Genomic DNA, 16,402 nt, shown 5'->3' with positions numbered 1-16,402 from the left:
GTCTTCGGCTTCGAATAGGTCAGCCGTTTCAAATCCCTCGCAAGAAGCGTCGTCAACGCCGCACGACGATGACCCCAGCAAGCGCAATGAGCGCAATCCCGAGTACCGAGGCTATGTCCAGCCGCTCCGAGAACAGCACGACGCCCCACATGACGGCGAAAGCGAGATAGGAAAAGTCCCAGGTTGAGATGACCGATGACGGCCCCAACTGGTAGGCGATGGCGGTGCCGACGCTGCCGATCAGCATCGTCAGGCTCAAAAGCACGATCATCCCCCATTGGGTTATCCCTATCGCAATCCAGTCACCCATGAACAGGCTTGGGTCGCCCCCGCTTCCTGCAATCATGGTCGCAAGGCTTGCAGCGCCTCCGAGCATGATCGCGATCAGGTTGAAAGTCAGCGCCAGAACAAAAGGGTTTTCGCCGCGGCTTTTGGTGCGGGTCAGCACCATCCCCAAAGCGTATAAGATCGCGGCGGCCAGCGGCATGAGGGCGTAGACGTTAACATCTCCAGCGTCCGGCTTCAGCATGAGCAGCACGCCGATGAAGCCAAAGGCCACGCCAATCCACCCCTTCAGGCCCACGGGCTCCTTGATCCAGACAGCGGCGAAAAGAGTGATGAACAAGGGGATGGTGTAGTAGATCGCTGCCGCCATGGAAAAGTCGAGATGCGGCAATGAGGCATAGTAGAGCAGCAGGCTGCACAGAAGCAGACAGCTTCGTAGAATGGCCCAACCAGGATAGGCCGGGCGCAACAAGATCTTTGGAAAACGCCATTTCAGTATCAGGATCAGCAAGGGCAGCGTGACGCAAGAGCGCAGGAAAATGAACTGCGACAGCGGCATGTTCGAGATCGACATCTTGATAATCGCATCTGCGATGGAAAGCGTCAGGTCGGTGAAGACCATCGCCGCAACGGCGATGCCCACCCTGTCCACTTTGGGAACCGGTTGAGTGATCGACATACTGCCCTCCCGTCAGACTTTAGACACAACGGGGAACATCCACTTCAAATATATTCGGTGGAAATGGCGAACCGTATCCTCGCTCAGATTGCCGCGCGGATCGACCAAATAATAGCCCATGTCGAAACCGCGCTGAACCATACCCTTTTGCACGCTCCGGCAGAGCTGCCGGTCTTCCTCATTCAGAACTTCAAGGCCCCATCTGGATCGGGCCGCTTCACGCTCCTTGGAAATGCCATCCGGGGTCATGGTTACGAATTTCCGCAAGGAGCTAACGGCAGAAACGGGATCGACCCAGGAGACCGAGAAATTTTTCGTGCCAGGGAAGATCGAAAATATGATGTTGGGGAAGAGGAACCAGAAGTGGCCATCCAATGCATCCTCCTTGAGATTGATCGAGTAGGCCGCGTTCGTTTCCTTTCCGCCCGAGGGCACGAACTGATAGATAAAGTTGTCGTGAAGGCTGAAGGTCGAGTTCTTCACGTCCATCATGTCGCAAAAGCTTTTATGCGCGGTCTCGCAATGGTAGCATTCTAGATAATTGTCGATTGCAATCTTCCAGTTGCAGTCGTAGTCGCCTCCAAAATAGCCAACGCTTTCGCGAACCTTGTAGTCTGTCAGATCGGGGATCACGTTGTTGATGCTTCGCGCCAACTCGGCCGTGTAATCCGCAAATGGCTCGGCGGTGGCATCGAGATTGACGAATACGAAGCTTGCCAGCGTACCGACCTGGACCGACTTGAGGCAGATGCCCGACCCGACGAGAGTCCTTGACTTCCCCCCCTCGCGCGCCGCAACCAATCGGCCGGTTAGATCGTAGCTCCAGGCGTGATAGGGGCAGGTAATGACCCTTTTTTGCCCTGAGCCTTCCAGAAGCTGATGGCCGCGATGGGGGCAGACGTTAAAGAAGCCACGAATCTCATCGTTCTGATCCCGGACAAGAAAGACCTGTTGATTGAGAATCTGTATTGTGACGTAGGCCCCATTGTCCGCCAGAGCCGATATGGGACAGGCATAGTGCCAGCTCTTGAGGAAGATGTCCTGCTTCTCTGCCTCGAAAACTTCAGGATCAGCGTAGAAGCTGCCAGGCAGCGTCCTTGTTTGGGCGACTTCCTGATGAGGAAAAGGAATCTCTATCTTCATTCTCGCACCTCGACTGTTCACAGCGTGTTTGATGGATCGAGGGTAAAAGGCCGAGTTCGTCCTAACAATTGATATTATCTGGATAAATTGTCTGCAATATCGGACAATGAGCATCGGCGTGGCGTGATGGGAGAAGAGGTTTGGACAGTGTAGACGATATGATCCTTCTAGCCGAAGTCGCAGAAACCGGCAGCTTCACCATGGCTGGAATGCGAGTTGGGATGCCGAAATCGACAATCAGCCAGCGTATAGCCCAGCTTGAGGATCGATTGGGGCTGCGCCTTCTCAATCGCTCCACCCGGCATGTCAGCCTCACGAGCAGCGGTCAGATTTATCTCGAATACTGCCGCCGTGTTCGCACCGAAGTTTTCGCCGCGCACATTGCGATGACCAATCTGAAAAGGCAGCCCGTGGGGACGTTGAAAATCACATGTCCTGAAGTGACTGCCAGCTATTTCATGCCAGCTTTCCTGCATGGCTTTACACAAAGGTTCCCTCGGATCGCGGTAGAATTGATCGCGACAAACCGGCATCTCGACATCATTCGCGAGCGCATCGACTTCGCATTTCGTGTCGGCGCCGTGACGGGACAAGATTTGATCACCCGCAAAGTGTCGTCGATCAAACGCGTTCTTGTGGCGTCGCCGTCATATCTGGAAGCGACTGAACCGATCAAGAGACCGATCGACCTCCTGCATCATCGCTGCTTGCTGCACGATGCACAGCTCGAATGGGAGTTTTCGTCGGATGAAACACCGATCGTTTTGCGGCCGCCGGCAGCTTCAACCTCGGATTCTATGGGGTTCCTGCTGCAATCCTCCATCGCGGGCGCCGGGGTCGCGCTTCTCCCTGCCTATGTGTGCCAGCCGTCCATTGCGGTCCACCGCCTCGTAGAATTGCTACCCGATTGGGAAATCGCTCCATATGAAATGACGTTGCTCTTCCCAAACCTCAAGAACCAGTCAATGGCGCAAACAGCCTTCAGAGCCTGGGTGAATGCCTTCGATTTCTCGACGTTTGCAACTGGCAAATAGCCATTTCCAGCATGAATGCACGAAATATGGGAAGCGAGAGCCCTCGATAGCATGGGATTCCCGGCCTTCCCGCAAACCTACCTAAACCACCCGCCCAAAACGCAGGAGATTGCCGTGCGGATCGCGCACGTAAAATTCCTGCATGCCCCAGGGTCGGATTTCGAGCGGCGACAGATCCGGCAAGGCGCGGGTCGAGAACTCGGCATGCAGCCGGTCTATGCCGCCGCCACGCAAATAGACGGAACTATTTTCCGGCAGGCGCGGGTCATCGGTCAGCCAGAAATGCAGCTCCATCCGCCGTCCGGCGAACACGCGCCGCACGATCAGATAGTCGTACGCCTCATAGACGATCTCATTGAAGCCGAGCTTTTCGCGGTAAAAATCGCGACTTTCGGCAATCGACAGCGACGGCAGGACCGGCAGAACCTCGATGGCGTCGGCGTCCTCGATCACCTCGGGCATCAGGCGCCCTCGACCACGCGGAAGCCCTCGAATTGCGGCGGACCGACATAGAGGGAGCGATGGTCGCCGGCATTCTTATGCGCCTGGCGGAAATTCTCGGACTTGGTCCAGTTGAGAAAATCCTCCTCCGACGCCCAGAGCGTATGCGAGGAGAACAGCGTATAGCCTTCCTCGGCAAAGCTCTTGCCGCGCAGCAGGCGGAATTCGACGAAGCCGGGAACGGCGCTTAGGCTGGAATCGCGGTTTTTCCAAACGTCTTCGAATTCACGCTCCTGGCCGAGCGCCACTTTGAAACGGTTCATCGCGATATAGCCGGTCATGGTCATCTCCCCGGATTTCGTTTTGCGCGAACGGGAAAGGCGACGACATTGTCGTTGCCGCCCGCCGGCGCTTTTGCGTCCGATCCATGCTGCATCGGATCGCCTGCGACATCAAGGTCCATGGGGCGGGCGGCCTGGAGGTCGCGGCGGCCGCGTTCGAGAAGCAGTTGCAGGAGTTCCGGGGCGAAACCGTCGCCGCGTTCGGCCGCCAGTTTGTGCAGCCCGATCATCAGGAATGGGTCTTTGTCGTTCACGCCCGCGCGGTCCTTTCGTGCATCTCCTGCAGCGCGCGTTCGAAACTCGACTTGGAGCCGTTTCGAAGCGGCACGAAGGACGTGCCGGTCTTCTTGCAGCCGGTCTTCACGCGCAGGCAGGCGTCGTGGCTGATACAGTCGATCGGGCAGAAGACGCATTCGACGGAGGGCAGCACGGTGTCGATGCGGGAGACGGCTTCCCGCAGGCCGCCGTCATGATGAATGAGTTCGGCGCCGAAATTCTCGGCGATCTGACGAAGATGGGCCACCTGGCAATCGCGTCCGCCGACATAGAGAATGGAGCGGCCCTTGAGACCTGTCCTGCCCTCGCCGCCGGCCTCGACCCGCTCGCGAGCAGACGCCTGACCGCCCTTCGCCTTGCCATTCTTCTTCGCCATGGATCCCTCATCGTGCTGCCGCGGCGCCCGCCGCTTCGAAGCAAGGGATACATAACATGAGTTTCAAAGTAAAGATTAAACATGATGATTTTTGTCATGTTAATCGCGACGGCGTTTCGGCTTCGCCAGGACATGAAAAACCCCGGCCATTCACGGCCGGGGGCGCAGCGCTTGGGAGACACGCGACGAAGGGATCAATAGGGCAGACCGATGTAATTCTCGGCGATGGACCGGCGCGCCGTTTCCGATGTGGCGATGTAATCCAGCTCCGCCTCCTGGATGCGCAGGTCGAAATCGCCCGAGGTCGGGAAGCGGTGCAGAAGCGTGGTCATGAGCCAGGAGAACCGCTCCGCCTTCCAGATTCGCGCGAGCGCCCGGCCGGAATAGGCCTCGACGCCCGACATCGCGCCATCGGCGTAGAAGTCGCGCAGACCCTCGAACAGGTAATGCACGTCGGACGCCGCGAGATTGAGCCCCTTGGCGCCCGTGGGCGGCACGATATGGCCGGCGTCTCCGACCAGGAACATGCGGCCGAAGCGCAAGGGTTCGGCGACATAGGAGCGAAGCGGCGCAATCGACTTCTCGATCGACGGGCCGGTGGTGACTTTCTCGGCCACGTCGTCGGGAAGACGCCGGCGCAATTCGTCCCAGAAGGCGTCGTCGGACCAGGCCTCGACCTTGTCGTCGAGCGGAACCTGCACGTAATAGCGGCTTCTCACCTTGGAGCGCTGCGAGCAGAGCGCGAAGCCGCGCGTGTGATTGGCATAGATCAGTTCGTCATGCGCCGGCGGCACGTCGGCCAGCACGCCGAGCCAGCCGAACGGATAGATCTTCTCGTAATGCCGGAGCCCCTTGCCCTCGACGGCGGCGCGGGACGCGCCGTGATACCCGTCGCAGCCGGCGATGAAATCGCAATCGAGGCGGTGTTCGACGCCATCGAGCTCATAGGTCACATAGGGCTTGGCCCCGTCGAAATCATGCGGCGTGACGTTCTTGGCGTTGTAGATGGTTTTCCCGCTGCGGGCCTCGCGGTCGTCCATCAGGTCGCGGGTGAGTTCCGTCTGGCCATAGACCATGACGTTCTTTCCGGTGAGCGCCTTCAGGTCGATGCGGCAGAGGCGGCCGCCGAAGGAAAGCTCGAAACCGTCATGCACGAGGCCCTCGCGATGCATGCGGGCGCCAACGCCCGCCTGATCCAAGAGCGCCGTCATGCCGCTTTCCAGAACGCCGGCGCGAATGCGGCCGAGAATGTAATCTCGATCCACCCGATCGATCACCACGGTGTCGACGCCGATCTGATCCAGCAACGCGCTCAACAGAAGTCCGGACGGACCCGAACCGATAATCGCAACCTGTGTGCGCATTTTTTCCTCCCATGCTGACAATTTTAGCGAATGACCGCCCTTCTCTCTTGCAAAAAGATAAATCGCCGGTCACACTCTTTGAATGCAGTTTCCATGCATGGAATTGCACATTCCGAACATGAGCTTGGAGGAGAGGCTCGGATCGGACGCCAGGAGGAGGCATGAAACAGACGGTACCCACATACGGCCTCTATGGAGAGGCCAGCGAAGCTTTGCCCGATTTCTGGATTCACGCTGAATCCATCACCGAGCGCAGCAGCCGCTACAAATGGGAAATCAAGGAACACAAGCACGACTTTCTTTTCCAGATCTTGCACATTCGCGCCGGGGCGGGCGATGCGCTGATCGGCAAGGCGCTGCATCGGCTCACGCCGGGCTGTCTCGTCTTCGTGCCGGAGAAGGTTAGTCACGGCTTTCGGTTCTCGCAGGACGTCGACGGCCAGGTGCTGACGGCGATCACGCGACGGCTGCCGCTGCAGGCGGGCCATCCGTCGCGCATCGCCGCCTTCATCCGCGAACCGCGATTGCTGAAACTCGATCCCGCCCATCCCGACGCGGCCTATCTAACCGAAACCCTCGGAAGACTGGAGCAGGAGATCAACGCCAGTTTCGGACCGCGTTTCGGCCTGGTTGAAGCCTATCTCGGCATCGTCCTGGCGCTCGCCTCCGATATGGCGATGGAGGCGGAAAGCCGCGACGGCGCATCCGATCGCGATGGCCTCAGGATCTCCCGGTTGAACGAGTTGATCGCCGGCCATTTCCGCGAACATCTGCCGGTGGAGTTCTACGCCCGCGAACTCGGCATCTCGGTGACGCATCTCAACCGCATCACCAAGGCGCAGACCGGCAAGACCATGAACGATCTCCTGTCGGAAAAGATCGTGTCGCAGGCCAAGCGCGACCTTGTGTTCACGATCATGACCGCGCAGGAAATCGCCTATGCGCTGGGCTTTGCCGACCCAGCCTATTTCACCCGTTTCTTCGCGCGGGAGACGGGAGAAACGCCGCGCCAGTTCCGCGAACAGGAGCGGGCGCGCCAGCAGAACCACAGTCTCGCGGCGGAATGAAATCGCGCCGGCCGGACCTCCGGCCGGTGTCGCGACCTTCGCAGACGCGAAGAAAAGCCGCCGCAACACAAGATGATTCGGCTCAAAAATTACTATACATTTGCAATCAACTTTAAATCCGGACCGATGTCCGGCCAGCTAAGCGCTTGCGCCCTAATAATTCTTGATCTTCGTCAAGGATAGACTGAAGAATTATTGCGTCGCAAAAATTTTACCGTTTGATAAAAATTTCGGCCTTTGCTAGCCTTTCCCCATAAACAAGAAGGGGAATGCAACCATGGTCAATCTTGCGCCCGGCCTTCATAGCGGCCGGCTCGACCCGAAAAGCTATGAGGAAAACTTTTCCGATCTCCATCCCGCCTATGACAGGCATGAGGCTCTGGTCGCCTCGGACCGCTGTTATTTCTGCTACGACGCGCCCTGCATGAAGGCCTGTCCCACCTCGATCGACATTCCGCTGTTCATCCGGCAGATCTCGACGGGGAACGCGCTGGGCGCCGCCAAGACGATCTTCGACCAGAACATCATCGGCGGCATGTGCGCCCGCGTCTGTCCCACCGAAACGCTGTGCGAGCAGGCCTGCGTGCGCAACACCGCCGAAAGCAAGCCGGTGGAAATCGGCCGTCTCCAACGCTACGCCACCGACGCGGCCATGGAGCAGGACAAGCAATTCTACACCCGCGCGCCTTCGACCGGAAAAACCATCGGCATCGTCGGAGCCGGCCCTGCCGGCCTCGCCTGCGCCCATCGCCTGGCGATGAAGGGCCACGCGGTCACCATCTATGACGCCCGCCCCAAGGCCGGGGGCCTCAACGAATACGGCATCGCCGCCTATAAGGCGCCCGGCGATTTCGCCCAGCGCGAGGTCGACTATATTCTCGGAATCGGCGGCATCGACATTTTCGACGGCCAGATGCTGGGCCGCGACTTTTCGCTCGAAGACCTGCGCCAGAAGCATGACGCTGTCTTCCTCGGCATGGGCCTCGGCGGCGTCAACGCGCTCGGCGCGCCTGGCGACCATATCAACGGCGTGATCGACGCTGTCGAATTCATCGCCCATCTCCGCTCCGCAGACAGCAAGGCGGATGTGCCAGTCGGCCGCCGCGTGGTGGTGATCGGCGGCGGCATGACGGCGATCGACGCCGCTATCCAGTCCAAGTTGCTCGGCGCGGAGGAGGTGACGATCTGCTATCGCCGCGGCAAGGAGAACATGAACGCCTCGGAATTCGAGCAGGATCTCGCCGCCCAGAAAGGCGTGCTGATCCGCCATTGGCTGAAGCCGGTGGAGATCCATCACAAGGACGGCCATGTCTCGGCGATCGAGCTTGAATACACCCATATCGAGGACGGCCAGCTCAAGGGCAATGGTCACAAGCTGACCATCGCCTGCGATCAGGTGCTGACCGCGATCGGCCAAAAGCTGGATGTCGCGGGCGTCGAGACGATCCGGCTCGACGGCGGCAAGATCGCCATCGACGAGCACTGTCGCACCTCCATCGCAGGCGTCTGGGCCGGCGGCGATTGCGCCGCGGGCGGCGACGACCTGACCGTATCGGCCGCCGCGATGGGTCGCGACGCCGCCGAATCCATTCATCAGTCGCTCAACTGAGCGCGAGGAGAAGAGACATGGCTGATCTCCGCAATAATTTCGTCGGCATCAAATCCCCCAACCCCTTCTGGCTGGCTTCAGCGCCGCCGACCGACAAGGCCTATAATGTCGAGCGCGCCTTCAAGGCCGGCTGGGGCGGCGTGGTCTGGAAGACGCTGGGCTCGGAAGGCCCGCCCGTGGTCAATGTCAACGGCCCGCGCTACGGCGCGATCTGGGGCGCCGACCGGCGCCTGCTGGGCCTCAACAATATCGAGCTGATCACCGACCGCCCCCTGCAGGTCAATCTGCAGGAAATGAAGCAGGTGAAGATGAACTGGCCGGACCGGGCGCTGATCGCCTCGATCATGGTGCCTTGCGTCGAGGAAGAGTGGAAGGCCATCCTACCGCTGGTCGAGGAGACGGGCGCAGATGGCATCGAGCTCAATTTCGGCTGTCCGCACGGCATGAGCGAGCGCGGCATGGGCGCCGCCGTCGGCCAGGTGCCGGAATATGTCGAGATGGTCGCGCGCTGGTGCAAGCAATATACACGCATGCCCGTGATCACCAAGCTGACGCCGAATATCGCTGATATCCGCAAGCCCGCGCGCGCGGCGCATGCCGGCGGCACGGACGCCGTGTCGCTGATCAACACGATCAACTCGATCACCGGCGTCGATCTCGACACCTGCTCGCCCACGCCCTCGATCGACGGCAAGGGCACGCATGGCGGCTATTGCGGCCCGGCGGTGAAACCGATCGCGCTCAACATGGTGGCGGAAATCGCCCGCGATCCCGCAACCCGTGGCCTGCCGATCTCCGGCATCGGCGGCGTGACCACCTGGCGCGACGCGGCCGAATTCATGATGCTCGGCGCCGGCAATGTGCAGGTCTGCACCGCCGCCATGACCTATGGCTTCAAGATCGTCGAGGAGATGATATCAGGCCTGTCGGACTGGATGGATTCCAAGGGCTACGCCACGCTCGAGGATTTCCGCGGCCGCGCGGTGCCCAATGTCACCGACTGGCAGTATCTCAACCTCAACTACATCGCCAAGGCCCAGATCGACCAGGATCTCTGCATCAAATGCGGCCGCTGCCACATCGCCTGCGAGGACACCTCTCATCAGGCGATCACCGCGATGGTCAATGGCGTCCGGCATTTCGAGGTGATCGAGGGCGAATGCGTCGCCTGCAATCTCTGCGTCGATGTCTGCCCGGTCGAGAACTGCATCACCATGGTCCCGCTGGCCGCCGGCCAGACCGACACCCGCACCGGCAAGACCGTGACCAGTGACTACGCCAACTGGACGACCCATCCGAACAATCCGATGGCGAAGCAAGCGGCGGAGTAAGACAAGCTTGGCCGGCGGGCGACCGCCGGCCGATTTTTCTGCGCGCGAAGGCTGTGGCGGCGCATTGGAGCCATGTCCAAATTCTGATATCATTGGTTTCGTACGCGGAGACGGTGCCAATGAAGACAAGTCAGAGCATCCGGATAACTCTTGAAGATGAAACGCTGAACATGGTTCGCGAGGCTGTGTCTTCCGGTGACTTCGCCAGCGAGAATGATGTCGTCGATGAAGCCGTTCGCCAATGGGCAGAACGCCGCGAAGAAGACGCCCGACATCTACAGGACATCGTCTTGAGAATTCGCCAGTCACTGGATGACCCCAGACCAAGCCTGACCCAGGAAGAAGCAGAGGCGGAAATGACCCGCTTCATGGCGGAGCAAGAGCGCAAGTTCTCCGATGCAGCGTCTTGACGTCGCCTATCGACCACAAGCGATCAATGATCTGAAAGCCATCCATTTTGCGATCGCTGAAGCCAGCCAGAGCAAAGCTGTCGCCGACCGCTTCGTGAACCGCATCATCGCGCGATGTCGCAAGATCGGCGACGCTCCACATGGCGGGCGAAAGCGCGACGATCTCGTTGTAGGACTTCGAAGTGTGCCATTCGAGCGCTCCGCGATCATAACCTATACTGTCACTGAAGGTCGGGTGGAGATTTCGAACATTTTCTTCAGCCGACGCGATTATGAAGCGCTCTATCGCGCCCAATCGAAAGACGAACTTCTCTGACTGTTAGGGCGCAGGTACCGGCGCCGTGTCGGACTTCACATCAAACTCAATCTTCACCCGCCGGGTCAGATCGCGCGTCGCAGCGCCATAATCGCCCGTCTTCACCCAGGCCGACAGCGCCAGGGTTACGGTTTCAGCGGAAAATTCCTTGATCGAGACGACCGGCGCCGGCGCGTCGAGAATACGGTCGTCGCGACGGGCGAGTTCGAGGAGACGGTCCTCCGTGCGGGCGAGATCCTCGGTCGCCGGCACGGTGACGGCCACTTCGTAACGGCGGGTCGGCAGGCGGGAATAGTTCTTGACCGGCACGTTCCAGAGAGCCGAATTCGGCGCGAGTTGGAAAAGCCCATCCGAGGTGCGCAACTCTGTTGCAAACAGGCCGATTTCAGTGACGGTGCCAGCCACCTGCGGCGTCTCGATAGTCTCTCCCACCCGGAAGGGCCGCAGGATCAACAGCATGATGCCGGCGGCGATGTTCTGCAGCGTGCCCTGCAGCGCCAGACCGATGGCGAGGCCGGCGGCGCCGAGCGTGGCGATGATCGACGTCGTCTGGACGCCGAACTGGCCGAGCGCCATGACCGCCACCAGAATGAGCACCGCATAGCGCACGACATTGGCGAGGAAATGGGCGAGCGTGATGTCGAAATGGCGGATACGGCTCAGGCCGTTCAACGTCCAGCGATGCAGCAGGCGCGACAGCATCCAGCCGACGAGAAACAGCAGGATCGCGCCGACCAGCGACAGCGAATAATGCACGGCCAGCCCTGTAAGCTGGGTGATGGCCGCGCGGCTGGCGACGAGGAAATCCGTTGTCTGAGGGTTCATAAAGCCGTCCTATCCAAATCAATGGTCGGGAACGCGAAAATTCCCGCGCAGGTTCCATCTTGTCTCCGCAGCCAGGGGTGCTAGGTTGGATTGATGAGCAAGACCGACGCCCCGGAATCAGCCCTTCAAGAGTTTCTCGACGCGCTCCGGGAGAGCCTTCTGGCCGCCCTGCCCGCTTCTGGCCCGTCACGCGCGGCCTTTGAGCGCCTTGAGAAGAACATGGCAGATCGCGCGGGCGTTTCAGATCGTCCGCCCCAATCGGCGCCCGCCTGCCGGCATCTTGCGGACAGTTACGCAGCGCTTGACGGCGCTAACCCGCTCTTGAAGCGTCTCGCCCATGCGATCAAGGCGATCGAGCCATCCTTGCGTTGGAGCGACGCCATCGCGCCAGGCCAGCCGTCGTTTCTGAAAGAGACCTATGCGGAAGCCATGATTGTCGGCGCCGGCGGTCTTGCCGAAAGCAAAGCCGTCGAGATCGGCCTGTCTATCCTGGCGCCGAATACGGATTATCCCGATCATCGACATCCGCCGGAGGAACTCTATATCGCTCTCTCCGAAGGCGACTGGCGGCAGAATGCCGATGACTGGGTGACGCCCGGACCGGGTGGGCTGATCCACAATCCGGCTGGCATCACTCACGCCATGCGCTCGGGCGACAAGCCGCTGTTCGCGATCTGGTGCCTGCCGCTGCCCTGACGGTCAGCGGCGGCGCCCGGTCTCCATCGTCTCCAGCATGGCCTCCAGCGTCTCGATCGTATCGGCCTCGCCTGACGGTTTGTCCCAGCGCAGGCGGGAGATGCGCGGAAAGCGCATGGCGACGCCGGATTTGTGGCGGGTGGAGCGGGCAAGCCCCTCGAAAGCCACTTCGAACACCAGCCCATGCTCCTCCGTCGCCTTGACCGAACGCACCGGGCCGAAGCGGTCGATCGTGTTGTCGCGCACGAATTTGTCGATCTGCATCAGCTCTTCATCCGAAAAGCCGAAATAGGCCTTGCCCACCGGCACCAGCTGGCGAATACCCTCCGCCTCCTGCCAGACACCGAATGTATAGTCGGAATAGAAGCTTGAACGCTTGCCATGGCCGCGCTGCGCATACATCAGCACCGCATCGACCACATAGGGGTCGCGCTTCCACTTGAACCATGGCCCCTTGCGACGACCGGGCAGATAGGGCGAATCCTTCCTTTTCAGCATCACCCCTTCGATGATCGGGTGGATGGGCGCGCGCCGGAGCTGGTCGAGGTGATCCCAGCTGTCGAAAGCCACCAACGGCGAGAGATCGAAGCGTGAGGAATCGATCCTGCCGATCAACCGCTCCAGCCGCGCCCGGCGCTTCGTGAGCGGCAGAGGCCGGAGATCCTCGCCATCCTCCATCAAGAGATCATAGGCGCGGACGAAGACCGGAAAGTCCTTCTCCACCTTGGCAGACACGGTCTTGCGGTTCAGCCGCTGCTGCAGGTCGGAAAACGTTCCCACGAACTCGGGGGGCCGACCCACCAGCAGTTCCCCATCGATGACGGCCTCAAAATCAACTACGCCGAGAAGATCGGGAAAGGCGCCGGAAATCTCGTCGCCGCTGCGGGAATAAAGCCGGCGCACGCCGCCTTCGGAGCTGACCTGCACGCGGATGCCATCCCATTTCCATTCGGCATTGTAATCGTGGATCGACAGCGCATCGAGATCGCCGTCTTCGACAGCGGTGGCCAGCATGACCGGGCGAAACAGAGCCCGGGCCGCCTGTTCGGGCTTTTCGGCCTTGCCGGTCAACCAGGCGAAGAGATCCGTGTAGGGCGGCTTCAGCCCATGCCACATTTCCTCGATTTCGACCACGTCGCGGGAGCCGAGATCGGCCAGCGCCTGTTTGGTGAGGCCGGAGGAGACGCCGATGCGCAGTCCGCCGGTGGCGAGCTTGATGGCAGCGTAGCGGCCCGAGGCGTCCATCCGGTCGAGCATGGAGGCGAAGAGTTTCGGCGCGTCCGAGCGCGACGCCTTCATCAGCGTGTCCACCATATCGGAGAGCCGCATGTCATGCGCCTTCGCCTCGCCTGTCTCCGGCCAGATCAGCGAAATCGTCTCGGCGAGATCGCCGACATAGTCATAGCTATAGGCGAACAGCACCTCGTCCATGCGCTCTTTCGCCAACTGGCGCAAAATCGCGGGCTTGATCGCGGGAATATCGAGCCCATCGGTCAGCGCCGCCAGCGCATAGCCCCGGTCTGGATCGGGCGTGTCGCGGAAATAGTCGCGCAGCAGCGTCAGCTTGCCGTTACGCGACGGCGTCAGAACCAAACGGTCGATGAGTTCGGAAAAGCCGCGCATCAGTCGTTCTCGTCCTCATAGCCCACCAGATGCAGAGGCCGCGCCGCGATCTGGTGCAATTCGCACCAGCGCACCAACGCCTCCTCGCGGCCATGCGTCACCCAGACCTCGCGGGCGCCGGTATCGCGGATCGTCTGGGTCAGCTCGTCCCAGTCGGAATGATCCGACAGGATCAACGGCAGCTCGACGCCGCGCTGCTTGACGCGCTGTCGAATGCGCATCCAGCCCGAGGCGAAGCAGGTGACCGGATCGGCAAACCGCCGTGCCCAGCGATCGGAAAAGGCCGAGGGGGTGCAGAGAATGATCTCGCCGGCGAATTTCTCCTTCGAGCCCTTCTCGATGGTCGCGGGCGCCAGGGGTCCGAGATCGACGCCCTGGCTCTGGTAATAGGCCGACAGACGCTCCAGCGCGCCATGCAGATAGATGGTCTTGTCATAGCCCGCCTGACGGATCAGGCTGATGACCCGCTGCGCCTTGCCGAGCGCATAGGCGCCGACCAGATGGCTGCGCTCGGGGAACTGCGCCACCGAATGCAGAAGGCGCGCAATCTCGTCGCGGTCATCAGGGTGCCGGAACACCGGCAGCGCAAAAGTCGCCTCGGTGATGAACACGTCACAAGTGACCGGCTCGAAGGCCCGGCAGGTGGCGTCGGCGCGGCGCTTGTAATCGCCCGAGGCGACGATCCGGAGCCCGTCTTTCTCCACCACGATCTGGGCCGAGCCCAGCACATGGCCGGCAGGCGCGAAGCGCACGGTGACGTCGCCGATCTTGATCTCGCGCCCCAGCTCCGCCGCCTGGCTCTCGCCGGCGAAATTGTCGCCATAGCGGATGCCCATGATATCGAGCGTTTCCTGCGTGGCGAGCACGGCGGCGTGTCCCGAGCGGGCATGATCGGAATGGCCATGGGTGATCAGCGCCCGCGGCACGGGCGCGACGGGATCGATATAAAAATCGCCGGGCGGGCAATAGAGACCCTTGGGCGTCGAGCAAAGCAGGTCTGACGGGCGCATGGTGAGACGGAGCATCCTGTGTTTAGCCTCTATACGCAAGACAGGGAAAAGAGGCCGAGGATGAAACGACGTGGCGCCCGTTCCGGTTCAGTCGCCGGTTACGCCCGAGCGAAGGCCAGTTTGGCGCCGAGGGCGAAAAAGGCCAGCGCGAAAACCCTGTTGAACCCGATCATCAGGCCCGGCCTCGCTGCGATCCTGTGGCGGATCGCAGAGGCCAGCACGCCATAGACAGCGAAGACGACAAAGGTCATGGCCATGAACACGGCGCTGAGCATCAGCATGTCCGCCATCGGCGTCGTCGATTGCGGCGCGATGAATTGCGGCAGGAAGGCCACGAAGAAGATCGACAGTTTCGGATTGAGCAGATTGATCAGCACCGCCTTGACCACGAGCCCCAGCGAGGAGCGCTCGCCGACCTCGGCTGTCAGGGACAGGCTGCCTTTGTCGCGCCAGACCTGCCAGGCCAGGAAAATGAGATAGGCGGCGCCGGCATATTTGAACAGGTCGAACAGAAGCGCGCTGGCGTGCAGAAGCGCGGTCAGGCCGAGACTGGCTGCCGCCAGATGCGGCAGGATGCCGAGCGTGCAGCCGAAGGCGGCGGCAAGGCTTTTACGGCCGCCTTGCGACAGGCCGACCGCCAGCGTGTAAATGGCGCCCGTGCCGGGCGAAGCGACGACGAGAAAAGTGGTGATCAGAAATTCCGGGCTCATGAGGGTTCTCCAATGGATGGCCCGAGCCTATCGGCGACTGTGAGGATGGTCTTGAACCGGATTGCAGCTCAAGCTGCGGCGAGCGCGCCGGGCGTGAAGCCATAGCGTTGCGCGAAAGCGCGCGTCATATGGCTCTGGTCGGAAAAGCCGCTGGCATAGGCCGCTTCGCTCAACGCCGCGCCGCTCCGGATCAGGCGACGGGCGACATCGCAACGCTGCTGCGCCTGATAAGCGCTCGGAGTGAAACCGCAGGCTTTGCGAAAGGCGCGCAAAGCCTGAAAGCGGCTGAGGCCGAGCGCGGCTCCGATTTCCGCCAGCGAAAAGTTTCGCGACGGATCATCGGCGATCATCTCCAGGGCCCTGCCGATATCGGGAGTAGCAGCCGGCGCGGGCGTTCTGTCTTCCAGAAGCCTGGAGAAAAGGTCGGCGACATCCTCCTCGCGCGGCAGCGGATCTGCGCCACACGGTTCGGTCATCGACCGATAGAGCGAGAGAAAGCGCCGAACGGAGGCGCGGGCTCGCAACACCGGGAATTTGAGTTCTTTCGGGGTCCAGCCGCGCAACGGTTCGCCGGCAATGAGCTCATCGACGACATCAGGACTGAAATACAGCATCCGCCAGCTGCGTGCGTCGCCTATAGGCGCGCCGTCATGGATCTCGCCGGGATTGACGGTGATGAGATCACCCGCTTCGGCCTCGACCGGGCCGCGCCCGCTTGCCGATGTCTGTGCGCCGGAGATCACCACGCCGATACCATAGTCGTCATGGGTGTGGCGCGCGAAGGTCATGCCGCTCGTCGCGGCGACGGCGATCACGCCGGGTATGGCCGTCCGTCGGACTGAAAAATCGCCGCGCATGTCCCAATG

The 16,402-nt window shown here is 61.0% G+C and carries 19 protein-coding genes; 7 read left to right on the top strand and 12 right to left on the bottom strand.

Annotated elements, in window-relative coordinates; all coding sequences use genetic code 11:
- Window positions 1–52: 52 nt before the first annotated feature.
- Window positions 53–964, bottom strand: coding sequence for a DMT family transporter (locus tag E8Q41_RS07190; protein ID WP_137154829.1), 912 nt, complete (start codon window positions 962–964; stop codon window positions 53–55).
- Window positions 965–976: 12 nt separating this feature from the next.
- The gene (locus E8Q41_RS07185) at window positions 977–2,107 is read right to left on the bottom strand and encodes an aromatic ring-hydroxylating dioxygenase subunit alpha (RefSeq protein WP_170976393.1); all 1,131 of its coding nucleotides are present in this window, start codon (window positions 2,105–2,107) and stop codon (window positions 977–979) included.
- 140 nt (window positions 2,108–2,247) lie between these two features.
- Here E8Q41_RS07185 and E8Q41_RS07180 point away from each other — a divergent pair, with 140 nt between their 5' ends.
- A complete protein-coding gene (locus E8Q41_RS07180) occupies window positions 2,248–3,141 on the top strand; it encodes a LysR family transcriptional regulator (RefSeq protein ID WP_137154827.1) in 894 nt (297 codons plus the stop codon).
- A gap of 81 nt (window positions 3,142–3,222) precedes the next feature.
- On the opposite strand, the gene E8Q41_RS07175 is transcribed toward E8Q41_RS07180, so the two are convergent.
- The 5 genes from E8Q41_RS07175 to pobA all read right to left on the bottom strand — a co-directional run bounded on the left by E8Q41_RS07175 (window position 3,223) and on the right by pobA (window position 5,939).
- A complete protein-coding gene (locus E8Q41_RS07175; protein ID WP_137154826.1) occupies window positions 3,223–3,603 on the bottom strand; it encodes a VOC family protein in 381 nt (126 codons plus the stop codon).
- The gene (locus tag E8Q41_RS07170) at window positions 3,603–3,923 is read right to left on the bottom strand and encodes an antibiotic biosynthesis monooxygenase (RefSeq protein WP_137154825.1); all 321 of its coding nucleotides are present in this window, start codon (window positions 3,921–3,923) and stop codon (window positions 3,603–3,605) included. Before E8Q41_RS07170 ends, E8Q41_RS07175 begins: the two co-directional genes overlap by 1 nt.
- A 2-nt stretch (window positions 3,924–3,925) precedes the next feature.
- Window positions 3,926–4,177, bottom strand: coding sequence for a hypothetical protein (locus E8Q41_RS07165; protein WP_137154824.1), 252 nt, complete (start codon window positions 4,175–4,177; stop codon window positions 3,926–3,928).
- Window positions 4,174–4,575 carry a DUF2325 domain-containing protein gene (locus E8Q41_RS07160; RefSeq protein ID WP_137154823.1) on the bottom strand — a complete coding sequence of 134 codons (402 nt, stop codon included), beginning with the start codon at window positions 4,573–4,575 and terminating at the stop codon, window positions 4,174–4,176. The genes E8Q41_RS07165 and E8Q41_RS07160 overlap by 4 nt, the downstream gene beginning before the upstream one ends.
- Before the next feature lie 194 nt (window positions 4,576–4,769).
- Window positions 4,770–5,939, bottom strand: a complete 1,170-nt coding sequence (pobA, locus tag E8Q41_RS07155; RefSeq protein WP_137154822.1) for a 4-hydroxybenzoate 3-monooxygenase — start codon at window positions 5,937–5,939, stop codon at window positions 4,770–4,772.
- 161 nt (window positions 5,940–6,100) lie between these two features.
- On the opposite strand from pobA, the gene E8Q41_RS07150 reads away from it, so the two are divergent.
- The 5 genes from E8Q41_RS07150 to E8Q41_RS07130 all read left to right on the top strand — a co-directional run bounded on the left by E8Q41_RS07150 (window position 6,101) and on the right by E8Q41_RS07130 (window position 10,672).
- Window positions 6,101–7,006 carry a helix-turn-helix domain-containing protein gene (locus tag E8Q41_RS07150; RefSeq protein WP_137154821.1) on the top strand — a complete coding sequence of 302 codons (906 nt, stop codon included), beginning with the start codon at window positions 6,101–6,103 and terminating at the stop codon, window positions 7,004–7,006.
- A 277-nt stretch (window positions 7,007–7,283) separates the two neighbouring features.
- A complete protein-coding gene (locus tag E8Q41_RS07145; protein ID WP_137154820.1) occupies window positions 7,284–8,615 on the top strand; it encodes an NAD(P)-dependent oxidoreductase in 1,332 nt (443 codons plus the stop codon).
- Between the two features lie 17 nt (window positions 8,616–8,632).
- Window positions 8,633–9,946: an NAD-dependent dihydropyrimidine dehydrogenase subunit PreA gene (gene preA, locus E8Q41_RS07140; RefSeq protein WP_137154819.1), complete on the top strand. Its 1,314-nt coding sequence runs from the start codon at window positions 8,633–8,635 to the stop codon at window positions 9,944–9,946.
- 119 nt (window positions 9,947–10,065) lie between these two features.
- Window positions 10,066–10,356 carry a type II toxin-antitoxin system ParD family antitoxin gene (locus tag E8Q41_RS07135; RefSeq protein ID WP_137154818.1) on the top strand — a complete coding sequence of 97 codons (291 nt, stop codon included), beginning with the start codon at window positions 10,066–10,068 and terminating at the stop codon, window positions 10,354–10,356.
- Window positions 10,343–10,672 (top strand): type II toxin-antitoxin system RelE/ParE family toxin, encoded by a 330-nt coding sequence (locus E8Q41_RS07130; protein WP_137154817.1) that lies wholly within the window; start codon window positions 10,343–10,345, stop codon window positions 10,670–10,672. The genes E8Q41_RS07135 and E8Q41_RS07130 overlap by 14 nt, the downstream gene beginning before the upstream one ends.
- Window positions 10,673–10,675: 3 nt before the next feature.
- Here the strand turns inward: E8Q41_RS07130 and E8Q41_RS07125 are convergent, their stop codons facing one another.
- Complete coding sequence (locus E8Q41_RS07125; RefSeq protein ID WP_137154816.1) at window positions 10,676–11,497, bottom strand: mechanosensitive ion channel domain-containing protein; 822 nt, start codon at window positions 11,495–11,497, stop codon at window positions 10,676–10,678.
- 93 nt (window positions 11,498–11,590) lie between these two features.
- On the opposite strand from E8Q41_RS07125, the gene E8Q41_RS07120 reads away from it, so the two are divergent.
- Window positions 11,591–12,193 (top strand): dimethylsulfonioproprionate lyase family protein, encoded by a 603-nt coding sequence (locus E8Q41_RS07120; RefSeq protein WP_137154815.1) that lies wholly within the window; start codon window positions 11,591–11,593, stop codon window positions 12,191–12,193.
- A gap of 3 nt (window positions 12,194–12,196) precedes the next feature.
- Here E8Q41_RS07120 and E8Q41_RS07115 read toward each other — a convergent pair whose 3' ends face one another.
- From E8Q41_RS07115 to E8Q41_RS07100, 4 genes are all read right to left on the bottom strand, one after another.
- A complete protein-coding gene (locus E8Q41_RS07115; RefSeq protein WP_137154814.1) occupies window positions 12,197–13,816 on the bottom strand; it encodes a cisplatin damage response ATP-dependent DNA ligase in 1,620 nt (539 codons plus the stop codon).
- A complete protein-coding gene (locus E8Q41_RS07110; RefSeq protein WP_137154929.1) occupies window positions 13,816–14,826 on the bottom strand; it encodes a ligase-associated DNA damage response exonuclease in 1,011 nt (336 codons plus the stop codon). The genes E8Q41_RS07115 and E8Q41_RS07110 overlap by 1 nt, the downstream gene beginning before the upstream one ends.
- A gap of 98 nt (window positions 14,827–14,924) precedes the next feature.
- On the bottom strand, window positions 14,925–15,536 hold the full coding sequence (locus tag E8Q41_RS07105; protein ID WP_137154813.1) for a LysE family transporter: 612 nt from the start codon (window positions 15,534–15,536) through the stop codon (window positions 14,925–14,927).
- Window positions 15,537–15,604: 68 nt separating this feature from the next.
- Window positions 15,605–16,393, bottom strand: coding sequence for an AraC family transcriptional regulator (locus E8Q41_RS07100; RefSeq protein ID WP_137154812.1), 789 nt, complete (start codon window positions 16,391–16,393; stop codon window positions 15,605–15,607).
- Between the last annotated feature and the right edge of the window lie 9 nt (window positions 16,394–16,402).

The organism is Rhizobium sp. FKL33, from assembly GCF_005222915.1.
In the GTDB taxonomy this organism is placed as follows: domain Bacteria; phylum Pseudomonadota; class Alphaproteobacteria; order Rhizobiales; family Rhizobiaceae; genus Rhizobium_E.
Note: the sequence above shows the minus strand (reverse complement) of the source record. Positions and strands in the feature narration are given on the sequence as shown.

Bases quoted from the DNA above. Each gene is read 5' to 3' on its own strand.
- E8Q41_RS07190 (WP_137154829.1), bottom strand. From the start codon at position 964: ATGTCGATCACTCAACCGGTTCCCAAAGTGGACAGGGTGGGCATCGCC.
- E8Q41_RS07185 (WP_170976393.1), bottom strand. From the start codon at position 2,107: ATGAAGATAGAGATTCCTTTTCCTCATCAGGAAGTCGCCCAAACAAGG.
- E8Q41_RS07175 (WP_137154826.1), bottom strand. From the start codon at position 3,603: ATGCCCGAGGTGATCGAGGACGCCGACGCCATCGAGGTTCTGCCGGTC.
- E8Q41_RS07170 (WP_137154825.1), bottom strand. From the start codon at position 3,923: ATGACCGGCTATATCGCGATGAACCGTTTCAAAGTGGCGCTCGGCCAG.
- E8Q41_RS07160 (WP_137154823.1), bottom strand. From the start codon at position 4,575: ATGGCGAAGAAGAATGGCAAGGCGAAGGGCGGTCAGGCGTCTGCTCGC.
- pobA (WP_137154822.1), bottom strand. From the start codon at position 5,939: ATGCGCACACAGGTTGCGATTATCGGTTCGGGTCCGTCCGGACTTCTG.
- E8Q41_RS07150 (WP_137154821.1), top strand. From the start codon at position 6,101: ATGAAACAGACGGTACCCACATACGGCCTCTATGGAGAGGCCAGCGAA.
- E8Q41_RS07145 (WP_137154820.1), top strand. From the start codon at position 7,284: ATGGTCAATCTTGCGCCCGGCCTTCATAGCGGCCGGCTCGACCCGAAA.
- preA (WP_137154819.1), top strand. From the start codon at position 8,633: ATGGCTGATCTCCGCAATAATTTCGTCGGCATCAAATCCCCCAACCCC.
- E8Q41_RS07135 (WP_137154818.1), top strand. From the start codon at position 10,066: ATGAAGACAAGTCAGAGCATCCGGATAACTCTTGAAGATGAAACGCTG.
- E8Q41_RS07130 (WP_137154817.1), top strand. From the start codon at position 10,343: ATGCAGCGTCTTGACGTCGCCTATCGACCACAAGCGATCAATGATCTG.
- E8Q41_RS07125 (WP_137154816.1), bottom strand. From the start codon at position 11,497: ATGAACCCTCAGACAACGGATTTCCTCGTCGCCAGCCGCGCGGCCATC.
- E8Q41_RS07120 (WP_137154815.1), top strand. From the start codon at position 11,591: ATGAGCAAGACCGACGCCCCGGAATCAGCCCTTCAAGAGTTTCTCGAC.
- E8Q41_RS07115 (WP_137154814.1), bottom strand. From the start codon at position 13,816: ATGCGCGGCTTTTCCGAACTCATCGACCGTTTGGTTCTGACGCCGTCG.
- E8Q41_RS07110 (WP_137154929.1), bottom strand. From the start codon at position 14,826: ATGCGCCCGTCAGACCTGCTTTGCTCGACGCCCAAGGGTCTCTATTGC.
- E8Q41_RS07105 (WP_137154813.1), bottom strand. From the start codon at position 15,536: ATGAGCCCGGAATTTCTGATCACCACTTTTCTCGTCGTCGCTTCGCCC.
- E8Q41_RS07100 (WP_137154812.1), bottom strand. From the start codon at position 16,393: ATGCGCGGCGATTTTTCAGTCCGACGGACGGCCATACCCGGCGTGATC.